Source organism: Oscillatoria nigro-viridis PCC 7112 (assembly GCF_000317475.1).
Lineage (GTDB): Bacteria > Cyanobacteriota > Cyanobacteriia > Cyanobacteriales > Microcoleaceae > Microcoleus > Microcoleus nigroviridis.
The window spans coordinates 6,446,797-6,470,286 of the sequence record NC_019729.1; the positions used below are offsets into that span (position 1 = coordinate 6,446,797).

General features: G+C 46.4%; 20 protein-coding genes. 13 read left to right on the forward strand and 7 right to left on the reverse strand.

The features are described 5' to 3' along the window. Positions 1-9: 9 nt before the first annotated feature. Positions 10-492: a hypothetical protein gene (locus tag OSC7112_RS26910; protein ID WP_015178842.1), complete on the reverse strand. Its 483-nt coding sequence runs from the start codon at positions 490-492 to the stop codon at positions 10-12. 548 nt (positions 493-1,040) lie between these two features. On the opposite strand from OSC7112_RS26910, the gene mrdA reads away from it, so the two are divergent. Next, positions 1,041-2,867, forward strand: coding sequence for a penicillin-binding protein 2 (gene mrdA, locus OSC7112_RS26920; protein WP_015178844.1), 1,827 nt, complete (start codon positions 1,041-1,043; stop codon positions 2,865-2,867). 132 nt (positions 2,868-2,999) lie between these two features. Here mrdA and OSC7112_RS26925 read toward each other — a convergent pair whose 3' ends face one another. Then, a complete protein-coding gene (locus tag OSC7112_RS26925; protein WP_223300698.1) occupies positions 3,000-4,754 on the reverse strand; it encodes a DUF3352 domain-containing protein in 1,755 nt (584 codons plus the stop codon). A gap of 115 nt (positions 4,755-4,869) precedes the next feature. On the opposite strand from OSC7112_RS26925, the gene OSC7112_RS26930 reads away from it, so the two are divergent. Beyond that, positions 4,870-5,496 (forward strand): Uma2 family endonuclease, encoded by a 627-nt coding sequence (locus OSC7112_RS26930; RefSeq protein WP_015178846.1) that lies wholly within the window; start codon positions 4,870-4,872, stop codon positions 5,494-5,496. 318 nt (positions 5,497-5,814) lie between these two features. Here the strand turns inward: OSC7112_RS26930 and OSC7112_RS26935 are convergent, their stop codons facing one another. Continuing rightward, on the reverse strand, positions 5,815-6,420 hold the full coding sequence (locus OSC7112_RS26935) for a pentapeptide repeat-containing protein (protein WP_015178847.1): 606 nt from the start codon (positions 6,418-6,420) through the stop codon (positions 5,815-5,817). Between the two features lie 135 nt (positions 6,421-6,555). Here OSC7112_RS26935 and purL point away from each other — a divergent pair, with 135 nt between their 5' ends. From purL to OSC7112_RS26965, 6 genes are all read left to right on the forward strand, one after another. Beyond that, positions 6,556-9,117, forward strand: a complete 2,562-nt coding sequence (gene purL, locus OSC7112_RS26940) for a phosphoribosylformylglycinamidine synthase subunit PurL (RefSeq protein WP_015178848.1) — start codon at positions 6,556-6,558, stop codon at positions 9,115-9,117. 250 nt (positions 9,118-9,367) lie between these two features. Continuing rightward, positions 9,368-11,086 (forward strand): bifunctional serine/threonine-protein kinase/formylglycine-generating enzyme family protein, encoded by a 1,719-nt coding sequence (locus OSC7112_RS26945; protein ID WP_015178849.1) that lies wholly within the window; start codon positions 9,368-9,370, stop codon positions 11,084-11,086. 255 nt (positions 11,087-11,341) lie between these two features. After that, positions 11,342-11,590: a ribbon-helix-helix domain-containing protein gene (locus OSC7112_RS26950; RefSeq protein WP_015178850.1), complete on the forward strand. Its 249-nt coding sequence runs from the start codon at positions 11,342-11,344 to the stop codon at positions 11,588-11,590. Continuing rightward, positions 11,587-11,889, forward strand: a complete 303-nt coding sequence (locus OSC7112_RS26955; RefSeq protein ID WP_015178851.1) for a hypothetical protein — start codon at positions 11,587-11,589, stop codon at positions 11,887-11,889. Before OSC7112_RS26950 ends, OSC7112_RS26955 begins: the two co-directional genes overlap by 4 nt. Beyond that, on the forward strand, positions 11,886-12,332 hold the full coding sequence (locus tag OSC7112_RS26960) for a hypothetical protein (RefSeq protein WP_015178852.1): 447 nt from the start codon (positions 11,886-11,888) through the stop codon (positions 12,330-12,332). The genes OSC7112_RS26955 and OSC7112_RS26960 overlap by 4 nt, the downstream gene beginning before the upstream one ends. A gap of 230 nt (positions 12,333-12,562) precedes the next feature. Beyond that, entirely contained in the window at positions 12,563-14,599 is a 2,037-nt protein-coding gene (locus tag OSC7112_RS26965; protein WP_015178853.1) for a bifunctional serine/threonine-protein kinase/formylglycine-generating enzyme family protein, read from the forward strand. 136 nt (positions 14,600-14,735) lie between these two features. Here OSC7112_RS26965 and OSC7112_RS26970 read toward each other — a convergent pair whose 3' ends face one another. Then, positions 14,736-15,245, reverse strand: a complete 510-nt coding sequence (locus OSC7112_RS26970) for a GNAT family N-acetyltransferase (RefSeq protein ID WP_015178854.1) — start codon at positions 15,243-15,245, stop codon at positions 14,736-14,738. Beyond that, on the reverse strand, positions 15,221-15,502 hold the full coding sequence (locus OSC7112_RS26975) for a hypothetical protein (protein ID WP_041622754.1): 282 nt from the start codon (positions 15,500-15,502) through the stop codon (positions 15,221-15,223). Before OSC7112_RS26975 ends, OSC7112_RS26970 begins: the two co-directional genes overlap by 25 nt. A 182-nt stretch (positions 15,503-15,684) precedes the next feature. On the opposite strand from OSC7112_RS26975, the gene OSC7112_RS40230 reads away from it, so the two are divergent. From OSC7112_RS40230 to OSC7112_RS26990, 4 genes are all read left to right on the forward strand, one after another. Next, positions 15,685-15,843: a hypothetical protein gene (locus tag OSC7112_RS40230; protein WP_015178856.1), complete on the forward strand. Its 159-nt coding sequence runs from the start codon at positions 15,685-15,687 to the stop codon at positions 15,841-15,843. Positions 15,844-16,323: 480 nt separating this feature from the next. Continuing rightward, a complete protein-coding gene (purF, locus tag OSC7112_RS26980; RefSeq protein ID WP_015178858.1) occupies positions 16,324-17,790 on the forward strand; it encodes an amidophosphoribosyltransferase in 1,467 nt (488 codons plus the stop codon). A 292-nt stretch (positions 17,791-18,082) separates the two neighbouring features. After that, on the forward strand, positions 18,083-18,283 hold the full coding sequence (locus OSC7112_RS40235; RefSeq protein WP_190274276.1) for a hypothetical protein: 201 nt from the start codon (positions 18,083-18,085) through the stop codon (positions 18,281-18,283). 236 nt (positions 18,284-18,519) lie between these two features. Beyond that, positions 18,520-19,605, forward strand: coding sequence for a fatty acid desaturase (locus OSC7112_RS26990; protein WP_041623532.1), 1,086 nt, complete (start codon positions 18,520-18,522; stop codon positions 19,603-19,605). A 410-nt stretch (positions 19,606-20,015) separates the two neighbouring features. On the opposite strand, the gene OSC7112_RS26995 is transcribed toward OSC7112_RS26990, so the two are convergent. Further along, on the reverse strand, positions 20,016-20,606 hold the full coding sequence (locus tag OSC7112_RS26995; RefSeq protein WP_015178861.1) for a hypothetical protein: 591 nt from the start codon (positions 20,604-20,606) through the stop codon (positions 20,016-20,018). A gap of 237 nt (positions 20,607-20,843) precedes the next feature. Beyond that, positions 20,844-21,233: a DUF1830 domain-containing protein gene (locus OSC7112_RS27000; protein WP_015178862.1), complete on the reverse strand. Its 390-nt coding sequence runs from the start codon at positions 21,231-21,233 to the stop codon at positions 20,844-20,846. Between the two features lie 374 nt (positions 21,234-21,607). On the opposite strand from OSC7112_RS27000, the gene OSC7112_RS27005 reads away from it, so the two are divergent. Then, positions 21,608-23,188, forward strand: coding sequence for a photosystem II high light acclimation radical SAM protein (locus OSC7112_RS27005; protein WP_015178863.1), 1,581 nt, complete (start codon positions 21,608-21,610; stop codon positions 23,186-23,188). Positions 23,189-23,490: the final 302 nt, after the last annotated feature.

Genomic DNA, 23,490 nt, shown 5'->3' on the forward strand with positions numbered 1-23,490 from the left:
CGCTGCGTTCTATTCCTGTACTGAGATTGTATAGTTAGACTTGACTCCGGGTTCGAGAGTACCTACCCAAATTCTGTAAGAGCCTGCTTGCCAGTCTGAATCTAATATGGCAGCATCTTTATTCTGACCTATATCGTCTCCGCAGCGCACCGCATTACCGGGGCCTTGTACGAGTAAGGTTGTGTCTTTGCCTCCGCTGTTGACTTGGAGTGTGAGTTTTGAAAAGTTTTCCTGCAAGACTAGGATGTGGTCGGGAGTTGGGGTGGCAAAACCCAAACATTTGTTTTTGTGGCGATCGGCATTGGCTATGGCAGATAGAGAGTACGATCCGCCTGTGGAACCTCTCAAAACTGCTGTTGGGGCTGCAAAACCTCGCGATAAAGTTAAAGTGCCGAAATTGACTGTTTCTGCTAAAACTGGTAGGGCGGCGATCGCGGCGATCGCAGCCAAAAGCGCACCGTTTTTGAAATTGGCTCCCTGATTAAACAACATGGCAATACTCCTCGGTCACAACTTAAAATCACAACTCAGAATTTACCCATCGCAGCCCCTAAGAATTCAAACTGGGGAGGAAAAATAATTTTTTTTAATTTAGTTCAAAACCTCCTGGCTTCTCTTCCTTATGTCTATCAGGACAATCCCTGTACGATCGCGCTCGCTTGTGCCACTCGGATTTCTGCCACAGGCGATCGACTCATGTCCGAAATTGTACGGTGTCAAGATGATCAATTTGATACTTTTAGCCTTGCTGTTGGCGATCGGCTCCCTATTGACACAGGCCTTGGTATTGTTACCTATAGGTCTATCCGGCTGGCTTCACCTCCCTAATTGGCTGAGCCTGGCCTTGATTTTTCTGGCTATTTCTTGGTGCTTGGGGGATTAGCAAGCAGTCATGAGTTATTAGCGATCGGTCAAAAGTTAACGATCAATTATTCCGCTTCCCCCAATGGTCAAGGGCCGAGCGGCCCCGGTTTGATGATGTATACTTCACAATTGACAATCAAGAATCTAAAATCTAGGATTTGACATCTACCTATAGAATGATGCAACGACAAGTTTATTCAATCTCAGCATTTCACTCTTCTGACAAAACCCTGGGGGAAACTCCTAAAAAACAGGATCGCCCGATACACCGGGCGATCGTGTTCATGCTGGTGGCAACAGGTTTGCTGGGGCTGCACGCTAGTAGGCTGGTGGAATTGCAACTGATACAAGGGAAGCAAAACCGAGAACGAGCCGAAAACAATCGCGTTCGCCTAGTGCCAATGCCTGCGAATCGCGGACATATTATCGATCGCACAGGCAAGTTGCTAGCGGCAAACAATTTAGCTCGATCGGTATATTTGTGGCCGAAAGAACAAACGCCGGAAGAGTGGAAAGCGACAGCAGAAAAGTTGAGTCCGCTGGTTAAAATCCCGGTCAAAGAAATTTTAAAAAAATTAAAAGAGGTCGATCCTCTATCCTACAGACCGGTGCGGCTCAAGCAAGCAATGCCGCCAGAGGTGTTTGTGCCGCTAGCAGAACAGGTGGGACAAATGCGGGGAGTGGAAGTGCGGCCAGAAGCGAACCGCTACTATCCCGAAGGCAGTTTGGCGGCTCACGTTCTCGGATATATTGGCGAAGCTACCGCAGCAGACTTGAAAGCTCATCCCGAATATCCGATGGGGATGATTGTCGGTCAAATGGGCATAGAAGCGAGCTCTAACAAGAAAATTGCCGGAGTTTGGGGCGATCGGCTGATCGAGGTAAATGCCCAAAATCAAGAATTGCGGCTGATGGGAGAGACACCGCCCAAACCCGGTGAGGCGGTGCAGCTAACCATAGACTTGTCCATGCAAAAAGCAGCCGAAAAAGCCCTGGGGAACCGCCGGGGAGCAGTAGTGGCGCTGGATGTCAAAACCGGGGCGGTATTAGTTATGGCCAGCCACCCGACTTTTGACCCCAATCTGTTTACGCGAAAAATCACTAAGGATGAGTGGGAAACTCTTCAAGACCAGGAAGATCCATTTTTGAATCGGGCCATGCAAGGCTACCCCCCCGGCAGCACCTTTAAAATTGTGACTTCCGTCGCGGGCCTGGAGTCGGGCAAATTTTCGCCGGACTCAATTCTGGGTACTTCGTCTTACATTACTGTGGGGGGAATTGATTTTAACGAACACAGCGGCGGTTACGGCGACATCGGCTTTCGGGAGGCTTTGGCTTTCAGCAGCAATACGTTTTTTTATCAAGTGGGGATGAGTACGGGGCCGGAGCAAATTTCTAAGTGGGGACACCGCTTGGGAATTGGCAAGGATACGGATTTGAAGCTTTTGGGGCTAGGCGGCGGCGCTCACGGTCAAATCCCGACGCCGGAGGAGAAGGAGAAAATTTATAAAGAACCTTGGTATGCGGGTGATACGGTAACGATGTCCATCGGTCAGGGGTTGGTGTTGGTGACTCCTTTGGAGGCGGCGGTGATGGTGAGTTCGATCGCTAATGGGGGCTATCGGGTGAAGCCTCATCTTTTGACTTCTATGACCGGCACACCCCAGACTCAACGGGTAAAGATCGGGATAAAACCTTCGACACTTCAGGTGGTTAAGGAAGGACTGATCGCGGTAGTTGCCGAGGGTACTGGACAGGGGATGAATGACGGTTCGATTCCGCTGACGGGGGGCAAAACAGGGACTTCGGAGGTCATCGGACAGCAGGATCACTCTTTGTATGTGGGCTTCGGGCCTGCTGACAAGCCGGAAATTGCGATCGCCGTGGTTGTGGAAAATGGCGGTTTTGGTTCTGTTGCCGCGGCCCCGATCGCCAAAGAGGTATTTCAAGCTTATTTTGGGCAACCGAAAAAGGTGAAGCAGTCAGTAGTGATTAGTCCTTAGTTATTGGGAATGGGGAATTGGGAATTGGGCATAGGGAATTGGGCATAGTTTCTTCCTTCTTCCTCCTTCCTTCTTCCTCCTTCCTTCTTCCTCCTAACCAATGACTGCTGACTAATGACTGCTGACTACTGACTAATTCAGCCGCATAAATATAGTAGCTTTGCGAATTCCTGTTATTTCTCCCGTACTGGTGACCGTGAGCGATCGCAAGTGGTCGAACAATGGTCTTGCCGAAAGTTCAATTAACCTCAACAGCGGGATTTGTTTTTCCCAAATTCTCCTGCTGGAGGGCCAGTCTAAATAAAAATAGCCGTCGTTAGATGGCGGTAGCGGTTCAATGCTGGTTTGAAAATCTTGATTGGCAACTAAAGAGCCTGTTGCGGCTGCTTCTAGTGCTGCGTCCATTGCTTCTACTGATGTGGTGAAAATTTCGTATTTGCCGAGGGTGGCTCGGACTCCTTTTGCCTCGGTTTCGATCGCAGTTTTTCTCTTATTTTCTGTCCCATAATTTTGGTTCGTTGTCAACTGCGTCCAAGCGGTAATTTTCTGGTTTCTGAGAGTGAAGCTGCCGATGCTGTATTCTTTGCTGCGGGCAATTTCATCGAGTTTGTCGATCGCTTTTTGGGAATCAGCAGAGTGTTCGGCGGCAAAAATCCAATCGGCACTATTTGACGAATTCGGAAGCACTGCTAAAGCGTATTCTCCTTGTACCCAGTCAAATATATCCTGCGGCAGGTTGACGCCCCAAAGTTGCTGAATGTCTGCCAGGGTGCGATCGACTAAATTTGAGACTTCAGCGTTAGCTGACACCGCAGATGACAAATCAGCCCAAAAATTCCTTAAATCGGTGCTGGCGACCGCGAAAGGACTGGCTGAGGGAATGTACTGCAAGGCTTGCACTGGTTCGGAGAGTGTTGGAGAAGCTGTGTTTTCTCGCGATGTCACTAAAGCAGTTTGAGCCAGCAATCCCCGTCGGTTGACTCCGACAGCAACTGCGAGAGAATTAAGAGAAACTTGGGGATTTTGCTCGGTTGCTGACTGCGGGAGATTGACAAATGCTAAAGCGATTCTGCCTTGAGTTAGCTCCTGCAAAGCTTTTTGATATTCCGGGGCATTGTTGAGATTTAGGTTGGCTAATTCAACGTTATTAATTGCCTCTCGAATCACATTCGGACTGTTGGCAAATAACACAAAATTTTGGTTTTTCTCAGAATTTAAATTACCGCCGATGGCTGCGGTTGCGAAGCTAGATGGCAACTTTGAATTCGGCAGAGACAACGGGTTAAAAGGCGAAAGCGAAGCAGATTTTTTCTTGGCTATTGGTGCTTGTTTATAATTAATTTTCACCCCTTTATATAGTTCCGAACGAACTGTTTTATCGGCACGAGATTGTTTTCGCCAGTACGAGTCGAGAAATTGTTGGCTGCGATCGACCTTTTGGGAGGAAACCGCCAGCAAAAACCCGGTTTCTTTGCCGTTGCTGCTGTCGCCATCCAAATCTGGCGTTGTGACGGCGAGAGTAATTTCGTCACCTATCCAAGGTTGGATATCTCGACTGTAATCCAGGTTTGTATTTGCGAGGAGACTTTTTTTAATTTGCTCAAATTCCGCGTGCGATCGACTTCTTTCTTCGGGAGTGGCAAAAACTTGCCGCAATGCTTCGAGGCGATCGGGATTTACCAGCATTGAAGCTAACAAAGGTGCTTGTTTCGAGACAAACACAGCCGCAGCCGGAGTAGTTGTCGGCCCGCCGTTGAGTAAATTCAGGGGAGTTTGAGTTGTCAGCCAGTAAAAACCGCCGGCACTCAAGCCTAAGAGTGCCAAGACGCCAGCAATGAGGAAAGAAAAGAACGATCGCAGCTTCATACAACAAGGACTAATGACCACAGTCTATTATTAACTACAGTAGCGCATGACCGTAGCTGTCGGCCGAGACTTTTTGTTCAGTTCGCAAAACAAAAAGATCAACTAAAATATACTCAAGCTTTAAAACCCAAGTAAAATGCTAACAATATCAACGCCCCCCGAACAGCGAGTTTTACTCCCCAATATCAGTTGGCAGTTATATGAAAGCCTGCTAGGGGAACTGGGCAACAAACGTTCCGCCAGAATTGCCTATCATCAAGGTCAATTAGAAATTATGGTGCCGCTACCGGAACATGAAAATCGCAACAGACTGATCGATCGCTTAATTGTAACTCTCATAGAAAAACTCAATCTGGAGTACAACCCCTTTGGCTCGATGACGATTAAAAAACGCCAAAAAGCAGCGGGAAAAGAACCAGATTCATGCTATTATATCCAGAATGAAGCACTGGTCAGAGGGAGAACAGAATTAGACTTTGCTCGAGATCCGCCGCCAGATTTAGCACTGGAAATTGATATTACCAGCAGTTCCTTAAATCAATTCGATTTATATGCAGATTTAGGCGTACCAGAAATTTGGCGGTACGACGGACGAAACATCAAGTTTTATCACTTGCAAAATGGCGAATATGCCGAGTGCAATTTTTCCCGGGCTTTCCCGATGCTACCGACTGCAAAAGTTGACGAATTTATCGATCGCACTCAAACTACAGGCGCAAGCGCAGCAGTGCGAGAATTCCGGGAATGGGTCAATCGATTTTAGATTTTAGATTTTAGATTTTAGATTTTAGAATTGAAGCATTCACTTGCGCGAAATAAATACGTTCGGCAAGTTTCATCGGATATAGGTTTTTTATTTTTCCACGGATGAATCACGTGGCGGGTATCCTGGATGCTTGATTGTCAATCGATTTGAGATTTGAGATTTGAGATTTTAGAATTGAAGCATTCACTTGCGCGAAATAAATACGTTCGGCAAGTTTCATCGGATACAGGTTTTTTATTTTTCCACGGATGAATCACGTGGCGGGTATCCTGGATGCTTTCGGTAAAAAATCAAAAAAATCAGTAATTGTGCAGTCTACCACGGCACTCCTCGCGCATCGGAAAAATCTGCATCTAGAACCGCCCCCGGATCGAATACAGCATCAGTTAAATCAGCCTTTCTAAACGACGTTACCGACAATTTTTCTATTTCTTCAACAGCGATAAAAAAGCCGATCGCAGTTAACCCAAGAATTACCCCAGAAACCAAAAATAAGACAATTCCCCTGATAGTATCTCCGCCCAAAAAGGTCACAATACCGCTAGCCCCGATCGCAGCAGCAGCCCCAGCCACAGCCCCCGCCACAATTCCCGCCTCGCCCCGAGTCGCAGCAATCGCCGTAGCAGCCGTTCCGGCCACCGCCACAGCCCCCGCATCTGCCCCGGCAATCAGTCCAGTCAAAGCCCCAGCCGCCGTCACTGTCACCGCTGTCACCCCAGCCCTAGCAATCAAATTTCTCACCCGCCTGCGGCTTTGTCCGGTTCTGACACCCTGAAAATTTGCCCCCCTCAAAATCGCCCCGGTGAAATTGCAGCCTCGAATGTCGCAACCGCTGAAATTCGCCCCTGACAAGTCAAGCCCTTTAAAAGAACGGTTCCGCAAGTTTTGGTTGGCAAAATTGAGATTTCGAGGTAAAGTCATTCGATTTTAGATTTTAGATTTGAGATTTTAGATTAACCAAGCAAAGGGCTGGGATTTTAGATTTTAGATTAGAGATTTTAGATTAACCAAGCACAGGGCATTTAGAATAAAGCCTGTGGTTTATAACGAGTTTCCATGTCTCCCATCTCCGAATCCCCATTTTCCCCCGAACAAATTGCCGGTGAAAGACTCACACCTGAAGAATATGAAGAAATCGTTCACCGTCTCGGTCGCCATCCTAATAAAGCTGAATTGGGAATGTTCGGCGTTATGTGGAGCGAACACTGCTGTTACAAAAATTCGCGGCCGCTATTAAAACAGTTTCCCACAGAGGGCGATCGAATTCTCGTCGGGCCTGGAGAAAATGCCGGCGTCGTAGACTTGGGATACGGCTTGCAACTCGCCTTCAAAATTGAATCCCACAACCACCCCTCAGCAGTCGAACCCTTCCAAGGTGCAGCAACCGGTGTCGGCGGGATTCTCCGCGATATCTTCACAATGGGTGCACGCCCGATCGCACTTTTAAATTCCCTGCGTTTCGGCAATTTAGACGACCCTAAAACTCAGAGATTGTTCAAAGGCGTAGTATCAGGAATAAGTCACTATGGAAATTGCATCGGAGTACCCACAGTTGGCGGCGAAGTTTACTTCGATCCTGCTTATTCCGGCAACCCATTAGTTAACGTCATGGCCTTGGGTTTAATGGAAACTCAAGAAATCGTCAAATCCGGGGCATCGGGCATCGGAAATCCCGTGCTTTATGTCGGTTCAACTACCGGGCGAGATGGCATGGGAGGAGCAAGTTTTGCCAGTGCAGAATTGACCGACAAATCAATGGACGATCGCCCCGCCGTCCAAGTAGGAGATCCATTTTTAGAAAAATCCTTAATTGAAGCTTGTTTAGAAGCATTCAAAACCGGTGCAGTCGTCGCCGCCCAAGATATGGGTGCAGCCGGAATCACCTGTTCCACATCAGAAATGGCAGCCAAAGGCGGCGTCGGCATTGAATTCGATTTAGACAAAGTTCCCGTTCGAGAAAGCGGTATGGTTCCCTACGAATACCTGCTTTCGGAATCCCAAGAACGGATGTTATTTGTTGCCCAAAAAGGACGCGAACAGGAATTAATCGATATTTTCCACCGCTGGGGATTGCACGCGGTAGTAGCGGGGACAGTTATCGAAAAGCCGATCGTCCGAATTCTCTTTAAAGGCGAAATCGCTGCCGAAATTACCGCGACTGCTTTGGCCGATAACACGCCAATTTATCACCGAGAACTGTTGACAGAACCGCCAGAATATGCTAAAGAAGCATGGGAATGGACGGCCGATTCCCTGCCACAGTCCACAGTTACAGGTATCGAAATTAACGGTAATTTCCAAACTTGGAATCAGATTTTGCTGACGCTTTTAGATACTCCCACCATCGCTTCTAAACGCTGGGTTTATCGCCAATACGACCATCAAGTGCAAAACAATACTGTTGTTTTACCGGGAGGCGCTGATGCTGCCGTTGTCAGATTGCGTCCGCTAGAACCCTGCCAATCTTCCCTTGCTGAAGGGGTAGAAGTACACCCCCTTGCTAAGGGGGATCTACTGAGAGAAAATGCTGTTTCTCTAGCTTCCGAAATCAAACAGGAAGAAGAGGTAATTCCTCTAGTTACAAAGGCACAAGGTAGGGAAACTCCAAAAGTTTCTCCCCCCCTTAGCAAGAAGGAAGCGCCCCTGGGGATGATTCCTGGAGTTGCTGCAACGGTTGATTGCAATTCTCGTTATGTTTATCTCGATCCTTATGAAGGTGCAAAAGCAGTCGTAGCGGAAGCAGCGAGAAATTTAAGCTGTGTGGGCGCTGAACCTCTGGCAGTTACTGATAATTTGAATTTTGGCAGTCCCGAAAAGCCTGTAGGATATTGGCAGTTAGCCTCAGCTTGTCGCGGGATTGCTGATGCTTGTCGGGAGTTGGGAACGCCTGTTACTGGCGGCAATGTTTCTCTTTACAATGAAACGGTTGATGCTGAGGGAAATCCTCAACCAATTTATCCAACTCCGGTAATCGGAATGGTGGGGTTAATTCCCGATTTGAAGAAGATTTGCGGCCAAGCTTGGCTAAAGAAAGGTGATTTAATTTATGTGCTGGGGATTGGTGAATCATCCCCAAACTCAGAACTTCCATCGGAAAGCTCAAAAATCGAAACTTCTCCTACTCTCGGAGGTTCGGAATATTTAGCGGCAATTCACGGGATTGTCGCTGGGAAACCGCCAAGGATAGATTTTGAGTTAGAAAGAAAAGTGCAATCGGTTTGTCGCGATGGAATTCAGCAAGGTTGGGTAGGTTCTGCCCATGATTGTGCGGAAGGTGGAATTGCGATCGCCCTCGCAGAATGCTGTATTTCTGCTAAAATGGGTGCAGAAATTTATCTCAGTTTGAATTCGGAAAAGGTCGGCCGCTGGGATGAAGTTTTGTTTGGTGAAATGGGCAACTGCATTGTAGTTTCAGTCGCACCGAAAAATCAAGAAGTTTGGGAGTCTTACCTGCAAGAACATTTGACTAAAATGTGGCATAAAATCGGTTTAGTTGGCGGGGCTGACTCACCTTTGCGGGTTGTGAGTGCTGATAATCAAGTGTTAATTGAGGTGGCGATGGGTGAGATGGGCGATCGGTTCTATAATGCGATCGAGCGTCGGATTGCATCTGTTTGACAACCTGAAGTTTCGATACCCCTAAATCCCCCTTAAAAAGGGGAGTAGGGGCTGACTTTGAATACTCTTGTCCCCCCCTTCGTAGGGGCGGTGCCCCCGTGCCCGCCCTTGGCGCCGGGGGGATCTCGGGGTTTAAAACACACCCTAGAACCCCAACTTCTTACAAAATTCACGATTCTTAGAAAAACCTATGACAGAAGTCGGGGTTCTTAGACACTATATAATACGAACAATATCATTCATAAAATAAATGATTTGCTGCATCAATCCCGACTGCCCAAACCCTCAAAACCCCGACGGACAAACATATTGCATCAGTTGTGGCCTGGAACTCGTGCCCATCCTGCGAAATCGTTTCCGCACGATCGAACTCCTCGGTCAAGGTGGCTTCGGCAGAACTTATTTAGCAGAAGATATTGATAAACTAAATCAACGCTGTGTCGTTAAACAATTAGCACCAAATGTCCAGGGAACTTGGGCGATTAGCAAAGCGGTAGAATTATTTCAGCAAGAAGCCAGACAACTGCAACAGCTAGGAGAACATCCCCAAATTCCGTCACTTGATGCCTATTTTGAAGACAACAAATATTTGTATCTCGTACAGCAGTTTGTCGATGGGGATAATTTGTTGACGCTTTGCCAAAATCAGGGAATTTGGCAAGAAAGCCAAGTTAAGCAACTGTTACTAGAACTCCTACCTGTTCTCAAATTTATTCACGAACAAAAAATCATTCACCGAGATATCAAGCCAGAGAATATTATGCGCCGTCGCAGCGACGGTGTGTTAATGCTGATTGATTTCGGAGTTTCCAAACAGTTGTCGGTAACAGTGATGTCGCGACAGGGAACACAAATTGGTTCGGATGGTTATGCACCGCTTGAACAAATGCAAGGAGGTGAAGCTTATCCAGCCAGCGATTTATTTAGCTTGGGGGCGACGGCTTTTCATCTACTGACGGGGGTATATCCTTTTAGTTTGTGGGTGGAACATGGTTATAGTTGGACTGCAAATTGGCAGCAACATTTGAAAATTCCCATAGACAAGGAATTGGAATTGGTTTTATCTAAGTTGTTGGCAAAAGATATCCAGCAGCGCTATCAATCAGCAGAGGAAGTTTTAATAGATTTTCAACGTCAGTCAACACCAAATTTTATACAGACTTTAAAAAGGTTTGACTTTGACCCGGTGACAGTTGAGGTGCGGGGTAATATAAGTAGCCGTCAACGCTGTCAAGCACAATTTTATAGTGAAAATTTAGGTAGCGGTGCAATCTTAGATATGGTAGCAATTCCTGGTGGCAGTTTCGTGATGGGTTCCCCCACTACGGAAGCAGGGCGAAGTAACAATGAAGGGCCGCAGCGTACTGTTAATATCTCTCCTTTTTTTATGGGTAAATATCCCATTACTCAAGAACAGTGGGAAGTAGTGATGGGGAATAACCCTTCTGAGATCAAAGGTTTGAAACGTCCTGTAGAACAAGTAAGCTGGAATAATGCTCTGGAATTCTGCCAGAAAATTTCTCAAAAAACCGGCAAGATTTATCGCTTACCTTCGGAAGCCGAATGGGAATATGCTTGTCGCGCCGGAACTACAACGCCTTTCTATTTTGGCGACACGATTACGCCGGATTTAGTTAATTATGATGTGAATAATCCCTACGGTGGTGCGCCGAAAGGACTTTACCGCATACAAACAACGGATGTGGGAAGTTTTGGGCCGAATTCGTTTGGTTTATATGATATGCACGGCAATGTTTGGGAATGGTGCAGCGATAAATGGCACGATAATTATAACGGCGCACCGACTGATGGAAGTTCTTGGGAAACTGGAACAGATAATAACCGGGTGCGGCGTGGCGGTTCCTGGAGCGACAATGCGGTCAATTGCCGCAGTGCCCATCGTAGCTGGAGTTCGGCGGGCTATCGCGACAGTCGCTTCGGTTTTCGCGTTGCTCTGGTTTCTGCGTAGTCTCCGGTTTTTCTTTCTGTGCTGTAGTCTCCCGCGAGCTAAGTGGTAGGGTACGTCGCCCGCAACAATCTACAAATCAAATCGACAATCTCGCAGCGACGCACCGCGAGAGTCAGCCCGGTGCATCGCCATCTCAAATTTGTAAATAACATCTAAAATCTCGCAGCGACGCACCCTACAATAACGGAAATCGATCAAACCTGGTTTATTTTCGTTAAAATATGCCAAAGTCACACATCAGGAAGGACAAAAAATATGACCCTCAATCTTCCTCTTCCCGATTCAATTCAAAAATTTATTAACGAACAAGTCGCAATCAAAGGCTACAATAATGCAGCCGAATACATCTTGCACCTAATTCGCCAAGAACAAGCAAGAGCCGCGCGGGTTGAGTCGTTATTGTTGGCTGGTTTGGATAGTGGCAATTCTATAGAAATTACCGATGATTGGTGGGAACAAAAACGCGCTCATTTGGTGCAGAAACTTGACCGACAGCAGCGATGAATGTAGCATCTCAGCAGTTGCCTAATTTAACGGCAAAAACCAAGTCAGAAGCTCTGGTAATTATAGCAGACAGCGGCTTTGTCTTCAAAACTAAAACAGAGGGTGGATATGAAACATTCGAGCATCCTGATGGCAGTTTAATTCATATTAGACCCGCTGGTGAAATTGTCCGAACCGGGCCTAAAATTAAAAACGATCGCGGTAAAAGTTACCGCCGCCGATATGACCAGTTTGGCAATCATATTCAGTTTATCCCAGGTTCAAACACGCACAGTACCGGAGAAAATATAATTCTATGACTGCTATAGCCGATCGCCCTTTAAAACATTTTTGCATAGAAGACTTGAAAAGTGCCGACCTCGCAGGCATTACTCTAATCCCCCAACCTTTAACCTTGCGCTTAGACTTTACATTCGGAACCGGGATTTATGACACTTCCATAGAATTCTATCAACTCGTTCATCAGGTAATTTCTCAACCAGTCAACTCCGACTCCGAAGAGTCTTGCTTCTGGGTGGGTAACGCAGAATTAAGACAATTGACAGAAGATAAGAGTCAAATTTTATCGGGTTTGTCCTATCCTTTTCAAAATCAAGCAGGTTTGATTGAGACAGGTTCTTCGGCTCTTTTCTACTTTCGGCTGGAAGGGGATATTTGTATCGAAGTAGTTTGCGGTAGTTACAAAATTTTTCAAGAATTGGAATCGGCGGTTGAAACCGCGTCTACACCAACGAAAACCTGATGGTGCGTGGGTTGAAGCTTTAGGGCGCGTCGCCATCTACAATCTCCAAGTAAGATGCAAATCTCACATATCCCCACCCTACAAATTAGACTACTGGATGCACTCCGCCTTGATAACCGGGTTTTTTACCGAGTGTGCGAGATCGAACGAAGTATTTTCATAAAAAAAACCAGTTTCAGGGCCCCATGCGTAAGTCCTATATAATACGAACAATATCATTCATAAAATAAATGATTTGCTGCATCAATCCCGACTGCCCAAACCCTCAAAACCCCGACGGACAAACATATTGCATCAGTTGCGGCCTGGAACTCGTACCCCTCCTGCGACATCGTTTCCGCACGATCGAACTCCTCGGTCAAGGTGGCTTCGGCAGAACTTATTTAGCAGAAGATATCGATCGACTAAATCAACGCTGTGTCGTTAAACAATTAGCACCAAATGTCCAGGGAACTTGGGCGATTAACAAAGCGGTAGAACTATTTCAGCAAGAAGCCAGACAACTGCAACAGCTAGGACAACATCCCCAAATTCCGTCACTTGATGCCTATTTTGAAGACAACAAATATTTGTATCTCGTACAGCAGTTTGTCGATGGGGATAATTTGTTAAAGCTTTTGCAAAAGCAGGGAATTTGGCAAGAAAGCCAAGTTAAGCAACTGTTACTAGAACTCCTACCTGTTCTCAAGTTTATTCACGAACAAAAAATCATTCACCGAGATATCAAGCCAGAGAATATTATGCGCCGTCGCAGCGACGGTGTGTTAATGCTGATTGATTTCGGAGTTTCCAAACAGTTGTCGGTAACAGTGATGTCGCGACAGGGAACGCAAATTGGTTCGCACGGTTATGCACCGCTTGAACAAATGCAAGGGGGTGAAGCTTATGCAGCAAGCGATTTGTTTAGCTTGGGGGCGACGGCTTTTCATCTATTGACGGGGGTACATCCTTATGGTTTGTGGACGGAACACGGTTATAGCTGGACTGGAAATTGGCAGCAACATTTGAAAAGTCCCATAGACAAGGGATTGGAATTGATTTTATCTAAGTTGTTGGCAAAAGATATTCAGCAGCGCTATCAATCAGCAGAGGAAGTTTTAAGAGATTTTCAACGTCAGTCAAGACAAACTCCCGCACCGACACCAAATCCCACAATTCCTGTGATTCCACAGCACTCTTTGCCGTTACCAACTAAGACAACAAGGCGAGGTTTATTGCAATTAGCGGGTTTTGCTGGGGGAGGATTTGCATTAGCCCTGCTGAGTCAAAGTTTGTTGAACAACAAATCTTCTTCATCTTCACCAAATCTTCCCCCTTCATCCAACAAGGATGCGCCATCTCCTAAATCATCAGCTCAAAAATCATCTCCAAAAACTACAGCCAAAAGTTCATCGCCAAAACCATCTCCACAATCTGTAGCAGAAAGTCCATCGCCAAAACCATCGCCAAAACCATCTCCAAAACCCGCACCAGAAACTCCAAAACCTAAGCCATCTTCCAATGCTTTAAAAAGCTTTACTTTTGAAGCAGTGACAGTCAACTCAACGGGGCAAATCGCCAACCGCCGTCAAGGAAAAGCACAGGCTTTGATAGAAAATATGGGGAATGGTATTACTCTAGAAATGGTAGCAATTCCTGGCGGCAGCTTTGTGATGGGTTCGCCCGATACGGAAGCCGGACGAAGTAGCTATGAAGGGCCGCAGCGTACCGTGAATATCCCTGCTTTTTTTATGGGTAAATATGAGATTACTCAAGAACAATACCAAGCGGTGATGGGAAATAACCCTTCTGAGTTCAAAGGTGCGAAACTGCCTGTCGAAAAAGTAAGCTGGAATGACGCTGTGGAATTCTGCAAGCGGCTTTCTAAAAAAACAGGCAAGACTTATCGCTTACCTTCAGAAGCGGAATGGGAATATGCTTGCCGCGCCGGAACTAAAACACCTTTCTATTTTGGCGAAACAATTACCCCAGATTTAGTTAATTATAATGGCAATAATCCCTACGCTTCGGCAGCGAAGGGACTTTACCGCAAACAAACAACTGATGTCGGGAATTTTTCACCCAATGCTTTTGGACTGTATGATATGCACGGGAATGTGTGGGAATGGTGCAGTCATCCCGACAACGATCGAAGCGATCGCCGGGTGCGGTGTGGCGGTTCCTGGAAGGACACTGCGGTGAATTGTCGCAGTGCGTATCGTCTTAGCAATTCGGCGGGCGATCGTTTCTCGGACATCGGTTTTCGCGTGGCTTTGGTTTCCCCGTAGTCTCGGATTTTCGGTTCTGTACAGTAGTCTCCCGCGAGGCCTTTTTTTTAAAGACTCGGCGGTCGAAACCGCGTCTTGTCAAACGTCAAACGAAACCAGACGATAGCGGGTTGAATTTCTAATTTTATGAATACATTTATAATTCTCTCAGAACAGTCCGAACTGGCAGAAATAGAGAACGCTGAGTCTTTCTAAAAGGCACAAAACCCTGTTTTAACCAAAATGCTTTTGCCTCCTCGTTTCTAGTATCAACCCTAATCGCCTGAAATCCAATAATTTCTTGTTCAAATAACAAGCAAATTCGACGATAGGCATCTGCCAAAAGTAGGCGGCTTATTCCTTGCCCTTGCCACACCCGATCGATTGCAAACTGTCCTATCAAGATAGCCGGAATCGGGAAAGGAAGCGGTTGCTTGTATTCATCTGGCAATTCTTTAACAGGAATTGTCGAGGCACTAAGAGTATAGAATCCACAAACCTTTGCATCTCCCGGTTCCAGAATCATCAAAAAAGTTCTAGAAAAACCAGCTTCATCAGCCGTTTCAACTAAATTTTTTAGATAATTATTAATTTCCTCCTCTCCACAGTCAAACTCCTCTTTTTGTAGAGTAGGAAAAGTTTTCAGGCTGCAAAATCTCCATCCCACGGTTCACTCCTGTCATACTTATCCTTAAATTCAGCAACAGTCAACTTAAGTTCCTCTGATGCTGGTGGTGGGTTATCCCATAAGTTTTGTGAACTTGCCCTTTGTTTCTGGATTGTAGCCTTTGAAAGTTGAGATTCTCCACGGACACCCAAACCTTCTGGCAACAACTGGTACTCGCGCTGTAGAATTAAAAAGATTAGCACGACCTGCAAAATAATTACGACGGTTAACAGCAAAGTTTCCATATTTTCTGCCACTAATTTTAGTTGAAAATATTTTATATAACCGCACAGATTCTCATGATGATATCGTAGGTCAATTTCATGGAAAAGTCAATCGTTCGCGGTAACTTTTACCGCCGCCGATACGACCAGTTTGGCAATCATATTCAGTTTATCCCAGGTTCAAACACGCACAGTACCGGAGAAAATATAATTCTATGACGGCTACAACCGTGAAGCGTAGCTATCCCGTAGGGAATCGCCCTTTCAAACATTTTTGCATAGAAGACTTGAAAAGTGCCGACCTCGCAGGCATTGCTCCTAGTAAGAGCACAAATCTCATAGCTATGCAGCCTACAAAATACGACATTACTTAATACTCGATCGCGCCCCAAAATGACTTTACATGGCCGCACAGATTCCCATGATGATATAGTAGGTCAATTCCCTGAAAAAGTCAAGCTCGATCGCCCTTACATTCTAATATTTGAAAAAGCCCATCAAGCAAGTTTCTAATTTATTTTCCAAGGCACGATCGCCTATTTCTCAGTCTCCGCTTCTTAGGGACGAAAGTTTATGCAGTAGGGGCAATGTCCCATTGGGGGGTTGGGGAGTTCCCCCGCGATCGGGCGATCGCCCGCCCTTAATCAAGGTTAATATATAATTTGGGGGCGATCGATACTACAATGCCATTAAATGCCGCATAGCTTTTGTCTGAAATGCTACACGAGTTGGAATTAATGACAGATCCGTGGCAAGATTAAGAAAGTGTTAAGTTATGTGGCATCTTCCCCAACAGAACGAACCGCTGAAACTGTCCCGCTAACCCACCCTCCCCATTAGGAACCCACCCATCTATGATTCCCAACCATTCCTTCGCGGCTGACGAGCATTCTAGCAAACCCGACAAGCCCGAGGAAGCTTGTGGCGTTTTCGGTATTTACGCACCGGGTGAAGATGTCGCCAAATTGACCTACTTCGGTTTGTACGCTTTGCAGCACCGCGGTCAGGAATCAGCAGGGATTGCTACCTTTGACGGTGACAAAGTACACCTGCACAAAGATATGGGACTGGTTTCCCAAGTCTTCAACGAATCGAGTTTAGGTCACTTGCCCGGTAACTTAGCCGTAGGCCACACTCGCTACTCTACTACCGGCTCGTCCCGCGTGGTCAACGCTCAGCCTGTGGTTGTCGAAACTCGTTTGGGAAGTCTGGCATTAGCACATAATGGGAATCTTGTCAATACAAAAGAATTGCGGGAAGAGTTGCTGTCTCGCAATTGCGAGTTTGTGAGCACGACGGATTCAGAGGCGATCGCGGTGGCGATCGGTTCCGAGGTAGACAAGGGCAAAGGCTGGCTGGAAGCAGCGATCAGTGCCTTTGCTATGTGCCAAGGAGCCTTTAGTTTGACCATCGCCACCCCCAAAGGCGTGATGGGAGTCCGGGACCCGCAGGGCGTCCGCCCGCTGGTAATTGGCACTCTCCCCACAACTCCGGTACGGTACGTTTTAGCATCGGAAACTTGCGGCTTGGATATTATCGGTGCTGAATTTTTGCGGGACGTAGAACCGGGAGAATTAGTTTGGATTACAGAGGAAGGTATGGCTTCGTTCCACTGGAGCCAGCAGCAGAAGCGCAAACTTTGCATCTTTGAAATGATCTATTTTGCTCGACCAGACAGCCAGATGGAAGGTGAAAGTTTGTACAGCTACCGCCTGCGGATCGGGCGTTTGTTGGCAGCAGAATCTCCGGCTGATGCGGATATAGTCATCGGCGTTCCCGATTCTGGAATCCCGGCGGCGATCGGCTTTTCTCAAGCTTCCGGCATTCCTTACGCCGAAGGATTGATTAAAAACCGCTACGTCGGGCGCACTTTTATTCAACCGACTCAGACAATGCGGGAGTCAGGAATCCGCATGAAACTCAACCCTCTCAAAGATGTGTTGGAAGGAAAGCGAGTAATTATTATCGACGATTCGATCGTGCGCGGCACTACCAGCCGCAAAATTGTCAAAGCCTTGCGGGATGCGGGTGCGATCGCAGTTCACATGAGAATCTCCTCGCCGCCGGTGACTCATCCTTGTTTCTACGGGATCGACACCGACAATCAAGATCAGTTGATTGCTGCTACTAAGTCAGTCGCAGAAATCTGCGCCCAAATTGGGGTAGATTCTTTGGCTTTCTTGAGTTGGGATGGAATGCTGAAGGCGACTAACGAAGACCCGATGAGTTTTTGTTCGGCGTGTTTTACCGGCGATTATCCGATCGAGGTTCCAGAAGTGGTAAAACGGTCTAAGCTCATATTAGAAAAAGCTGGAACTTAGAAAATCAAAAAGCGAGAAAGCGATCGCCCGTAACTTTCCGCGATTTATGAATTTTCAAAATTTTCTGGTAAGTCGTTGCCAGAATGTGTGTAGTAATGTTAAATTAACTTAGCATTAGCAATTCTTGCAGAATTTGTGAACGGTAGTGAATAGTCGCTTGGGTAGAACTTGTGTGAAACCCAACACTCGGATTTGAGATTGAGAGTGCAGATTTGAGATTTGAGATTTGTCCTTGAATCTAAAATCGATGGGTCTTTCCCTACACTCTCGTTCACAATTATTGCTCGAAGCGGTGTATGCTACCTGCAGACAGGAGGTAGTTCCTCCAGATGTCCACTCTCAGATAGAAGTCGCATTTCGCACCAACAACGGGCACATGAGATTTTTTCAAATAACAGGGTCGATCGCACTAATTTTTCCCACACAAGTATTCCACAAGCCAACTTGCTTGAGAATCGCGGACGGGCTGTTCATGCGAACTAAAGAACTTTAGAAACCCTTGCAGAGTAAAAATATGGCTCCTTGCAGGTTGAATGTTACCTCACCTGCATAGGGATACAACCCCCCGACTCCAGTCCGGGAGAGCCAAAAAATTTAGATATTAGTTATTAGTTAAGCCCCCAAATTAATCTGTGGAGTGAATCTAAAATCTAAAATCTAAAATCTCAAATCGATTGACTGTTACAAGGCGGAATGCGGTTTCTCAAGTCAGCTAAAATCGGAAACTTCGTGCAATCAAATACTGTTCTCAATCCCCCGAGCAATCAAGGCTCGTCCTCTCGTACAACAGAGTTACCTTTTACTCTTAGTGATATCAAATCAGCCATTCCAGCCCACTGTTTTGAACCCTCGGCCGGGAGATCTCTGGCTTACTTCTTTTTAGATATTGGAATTATCGCAGGTTTGTATGCGATCGCCTACACCGTCGATTCCTGGCTCTTTTACCCAATCTTTTGGTTGATGCAGGGAACCATGTTTTGGGCATTGTTTGTAGTGGGCCACGACTGCGGACACGGTTCATTTTCTAAGAGCAAATGGCTCAACAACCTGATCGGACACCTCTCCCACGCTCCAATTCTCGTGCCCTTCCACGGTTGGCGGATTAGTCACAGAACCCACCACGCAAATACAGGCAGCTTAGATAACGATGAAAGCTGGTATCCGGTATCGGAGAGCAAATACAATCAAATGCCTTGGTACGAAAAGCTAGGACGCTTTTATTTGATGTTATTTGCCTACCCAATTTATCTATTTCGCCGCTCGCCCGATCGGGTAGGTTCTCACTTCCTGCCCGGTAGCCCGCTTTTCCGTCCTTCCGAAAAATGGGACGTGTTGACCAGTTCCGCATCCTTGGTACTGATGGTAGGCTTTTTAGGCGCGCTAACCTATCAGTTTGGTTGGCTGTTTTTGCTGAAATTCTACTTGGTTCCCTATGTAGTATTCGTGATGTGGCTGGATTTGGTAACATTCCTCCACCACACAGAAGCCGATATTCCCTGGTATCGCGGTGATGATTGGTATTTCTTGAAAGGTGCGTTATCTACGATCGATCGCGACTACGGAATCATCAATTCCATCCATCACGACATCGGGACTCACGTAGCCCACCACATTTTCTCGACGATGCCCCACTATCACTTGAAGGAAGCAACGGAAGCCATCAAGCCAGTGTTGGGCGATTATTATCGCAAGTCAACCGATCCAATTTGGAAGAGCTTTATTCGCTCTTACTGGGATTGTCATTTTGTCTCGGATACAGGTTCGGGAGTTTGCTACGAATCACCTCACAGTCGGGGATCGGCTGAAGTTAAGTAGCTTAAATAAACAATAGAATATGCAAAAACCAGGCTTTTTAAAGAAGCCTGGTTTTTCTTTTTTGGGCGTGTTTGATTATAAGATGTTCCACATTTAACCTGCATATTGAGGTCGGGCAAAATGCCCAGCCCACAATAAATTTAAGAGTTTTAAAAAGGCAAACTAACTCAATGTTTTTTAGCTGAGTGTATCCGCTGTAAAAAACACAATCAAAGAGGTTTGTAAGTTGTCACACGTTTAATCTCTATACTTATTTTGATGGCAACTATTGTGGGCAGGGGCTCCTAGCCCGCCCCAAAAATAAAAACTAAATGCAGTAAAGCTTAGTGAGGACTTCAGTCCGAGCAAGTTTTATGAGGACTGAAGTCCTCATTACCAACTTTATAGCGATTATTGTACCGGAGATCATCTTACAGATTACCTTTAAGCCCGATCGCAGTGACAATAGTCCACGCATCCACCAACAGCAACAGCAGCGTACATAAAAGTAAAATAAGATACATCCAAGGCTGCGACAAAGGGCGGACATCTCTAGTATCAATACCTGTTTTTGCTTCCACCAAACCGACTAATTTAGCAAATCCAGCCACGCGCATCGGCAACAAATAACCTTCACCCGAATGACTCAAAAAATAGTAAACTAAACCTCCTTGACCGGTCGATCGAGGTTTGAGAGCTTTTACCTCAGTCCAAGGTAGGGACCAACCCTTGCGAACAAAACGCGGAAACCACTTGGGATAGGTGACTTCAATCCCTTCCTCGCTCAAAATTACCCTTTCACTGAGCACGCCGTACAGCCCCACAGCCCCGACAACAATTGCCGCCCAGAGTGCGGCCGGGGAAACCGGTGCTTTCGTTACTTCCGACAAAAACGGCAAGGGAATTGTCAGGGCTGCGTACAAGCTCAACAGCGTGATTCTAATCAGGGGAGAAAGCCGGAATACCGCCGGCTCAAATACTGGGGCAGAAGATGGGGAATAGGCAAGAGGTTGTGCTGACATGGCTGAAATTCGAGAAGCTGTTTAAGGATATTTTTGCACAGTTGTCGAGCCCGCCAACAAAACTCAGAAAAATACGAAAAACCGGACAATATATGCAGTCGGAAGTTTTGATCTAAAATTCATTTCACAAACTTTGATTTTTAACTGTTGAGCTTTTACCGCTTTGCTGAAGTTGGAATTTTGAGCGCGGAGTTATCAATTCACTGACAATTTATAACTCAAAACTCACAACTGCGATTAATCGACGGCGGTTAGCGCCGGTACAGTCAAAGGTTCTGAGATTTCTCTGGATTTGGGGCGGCCGGCCACGGCTGTTCGATCGCCCTGAACTGCCTCTGCGGATCTGCTAGGATTGAGGTTTGAATAGGGGCCTTCGTTAATCTGCAAGCGATCGCAAGGAATTTTATCGGACAAAATTGCACTGGCCATCATGCCGGTGTGAATTTCCAATGCCGAGGCCCGTATCGCTTCAAACACTAAGCGCTGTCCGGGAAATACTACTCGTTCAAAGTACCAGTTAGGGATGTTGGTGATACGAGCAATCTGAATTTGACTGGTGGCGTTGACGTAGCAGCACAGAATCTTGCTGTCGCTGTCTGAGGGTACGGGGTCAAGAATTTGAGCCATAACTGCTGAGGGAGCCTTGCCTAAAAGTTTTAGTTATCTTATTAGGCTAACACTAGGCGATCCCACCTACTGTAAAGCCGACTACCAACTCCCTAATACATGAGAGACCGATCGTACCTAAATTTAAATTTAATCGGATAAATATCGCATTTTTGACTCCCCGCTGGGATTTTAAGTCAAAATACGCTGTATAGACTTAAAAATTAGCTTTTTTCTGCTGCTCTCGCCGATCTACACCAACAAGCTCGGGCTGGAACCAAATAGAAAAATTTAAGAATATTTAATGTCAAATTGCGAAAATTAGACATATTGTAAAGTTATATTAAAAGAATATTAACATAGCTGAAAAAGTTCCACTTTAGGATATGGCAATCATGGAAAGCCGAGAAAACCGAGTCCTGTACGTTCGCCTCCCTTGCAATCCGATTTTCCCGATCGGAGTTGTCTATCTTTCGGATCACGTACACAAGCTGTTTCCCGATGTCGAACAGCGCATTTTCGATTTAGGTGCCGTACCCCCCCTGGATTTCGCTAAAGCTTTGGATGCCAGCATAGACGAGTTTAAGCCGACTCTGCTAGTTTTCTCTTGGCGGGACATTCAAATTTACGCGCCCGTCGGCGGCCGGGGCGGCAATCCGCTGCAAAATGCCTTCGAGTTTTACTACGCCAAAAATCCGCTGATCAAGTTCCGGGGAGCCCTCGGAGGACTGCGTTTAGCAGCGTCTTACTACACCGAACTCTGGCGCAATTTGGGACTGATCAAGCGCGGATTGAAGCGGGCCCGGAAATACCGCCCCGAAGCTCGTGCAGTGGTCGGAGGCGGTGCTGTGAGCGTGTTTTACGAGCAGTTGGGCCGCAGTTTGCCGGCGGGAACAGTGGTTTCGGTGGGGGAAGGCGAAGCTTTGCTGGAGAAGTTGATTAAGGGCGAAGATTTGGCCGAGGAAAGGTGTTATGTGGTGGGAGAAACCCTGCCGCGCGCGAAGCTAATTCACGAAAAGCCAGCCAACATCGAGAAAACCGCTTGCGACTATAACTACATCGAAACCATTTGGCCGGAATTTTCCTATTATCTACAGGATATGGACTTCTACGTGGGAGTCCAAACCAAGCGCGGCTGTCCTCACAATTGCTGTTACTGCATTTATACGGTGATTGAAGGGAAACAAGTGCGGATCAATCCGGCGGATGAGGTGGTGGCGGAGATGCGGCAATTGTACGATCGAGGTATCCGCAATTTCTGGTTTACCGACGCTCAATTTATCCCCGCACGCAAATTCATCGACGATGCAGTTGAATTATTGCAAAAAATCATCGCCGCCGGCATGGACGACATACACTGGGCCGCTTACATCCGTGCGGACAATCTCACACCCGAGTTGTGCGATTTGATGGTAAAAACGGGGATGAATTACTTTGAAATCGGCATCACCAGCGGTTCTCAGGAACTGGTTCGTAAAATGCGAATGGGCTACAACTTGCGAGTAGTTTTGGAAAATTGTCGCGATTTAAAAGCAGCCGGTTACAACGATGTGGTTTCCGTGAATTACTCATTTAACGTCATTGACGAAACCTTTGAAACCATCCGGCAAACTATTGCTTATCACCGAGAATTAGAGCGTATTTTCGGAGCAGATAAAGTGGAACCAGCTATTTTCTTTATCGGGTTACAGCCGCACACGATTTTGGAAGAATACGCCTTTAAAAAGGATATTCTGCAACCGGGTTACGATCCCATGAGTTTGATGCCTTGGACAGCGCGCAAGTTGCTGTGGAATCCCGAGCCTTTGGGTTCGTTTTTCGGACAAATTTGTTTAGAAGCTTGGCAGCGTAATTCCCATGATTTCGGCCGCGAAGTGATGGCAATTCTGGAGGAAAAACTCGGCTGTGCCGATTTGGAAGACGCATTAACCGCGCCTGTGGAAATCAAAGACAAACAGTTAACCGCAGTTAATTAATTACCAGGTTCGCAGTCAGGACGAGGGTTATTAAAAAAATGGGAAATGGGAGGAAAAATGTATCTTCTGTTTCCCTTTTTATTATTCACTAAATAGCTAAGCGCAAATAAACATTACCGTGTAACTGAGTCAGTTGGCGATCGCATGGGAGGCTAGAAACCTTGTTTCTACGAAAATCAAAGGTTTACTAAGGACAAATATATGAAGAAACCCGGTTTCTCAGATCGGCGCGAACAAGTCATCAAATCTTAAAAATGTCCTAAATGCAAGAGATTGCTTTCCTTCGATCGCATTGAAATACT

What these genes read in the sequence shown, in the direction of transcription:
- OSC7112_RS26930 (WP_015178846.1), top strand. Translation starts at nt 4,870, where the DNA reads ATGCTAACAATATCAACGCCCCCCGAACAGCGAGTTTTACTCCCCAAT.
- OSC7112_RS40230 (WP_015178856.1), top strand. Translation starts at nt 15,685, where the DNA reads ATGACGGCTACAACCGTGAAGCGTAGCTATCCCGTAGGGAATCGCCCT.
- OSC7112_RS26955 (WP_015178851.1), top strand. Translation starts at nt 11,587, where the DNA reads ATGAATGTAGCATCTCAGCAGTTGCCTAATTTAACGGCAAAAACCAAG.
- OSC7112_RS27000 (WP_015178862.1), bottom strand. Translation starts at nt 21,233, where the DNA reads ATGGCTCAAATTCTTGACCCCGTACCCTCAGACAGCGACAGCAAGATT.
- OSC7112_RS26910 (WP_015178842.1), bottom strand. Translation starts at nt 492, where the DNA reads ATGTTGTTTAATCAGGGAGCCAATTTCAAAAACGGTGCGCTTTTGGCT.
- OSC7112_RS26950 (WP_015178850.1), top strand. Translation starts at nt 11,342, where the DNA reads ATGACCCTCAATCTTCCTCTTCCCGATTCAATTCAAAAATTTATTAAC.
- OSC7112_RS26935 (WP_015178847.1), bottom strand. Translation starts at nt 6,420, where the DNA reads ATGACTTTACCTCGAAATCTCAATTTTGCCAACCAAAACTTGCGGAAC.
- purF (WP_015178858.1), top strand. Translation starts at nt 16,324, where the DNA reads ATGATTCCCAACCATTCCTTCGCGGCTGACGAGCATTCTAGCAAACCC.
- OSC7112_RS27005 (WP_015178863.1), top strand. Translation starts at nt 21,608, where the DNA reads ATGGAAAGCCGAGAAAACCGAGTCCTGTACGTTCGCCTCCCTTGCAAT.
- OSC7112_RS26945 (WP_015178849.1), top strand. Translation starts at nt 9,368, where the DNA reads ATGATTTGCTGCATCAATCCCGACTGCCCAAACCCTCAAAACCCCGAC.
- OSC7112_RS26995 (WP_015178861.1), bottom strand. Translation starts at nt 20,606, where the DNA reads ATGTCAGCACAACCTCTTGCCTATTCCCCATCTTCTGCCCCAGTATTT.
- OSC7112_RS26960 (WP_015178852.1), top strand. Translation starts at nt 11,886, where the DNA reads ATGACTGCTATAGCCGATCGCCCTTTAAAACATTTTTGCATAGAAGAC.
- OSC7112_RS26965 (WP_015178853.1), top strand. Translation starts at nt 12,563, where the DNA reads ATGATTTGCTGCATCAATCCCGACTGCCCAAACCCTCAAAACCCCGAC.
- purL (WP_015178848.1), top strand. Translation starts at nt 6,556, where the DNA reads ATGTCTCCCATCTCCGAATCCCCATTTTCCCCCGAACAAATTGCCGGT.
- mrdA (WP_015178844.1), top strand. Translation starts at nt 1,041, where the DNA reads ATGATGCAACGACAAGTTTATTCAATCTCAGCATTTCACTCTTCTGAC.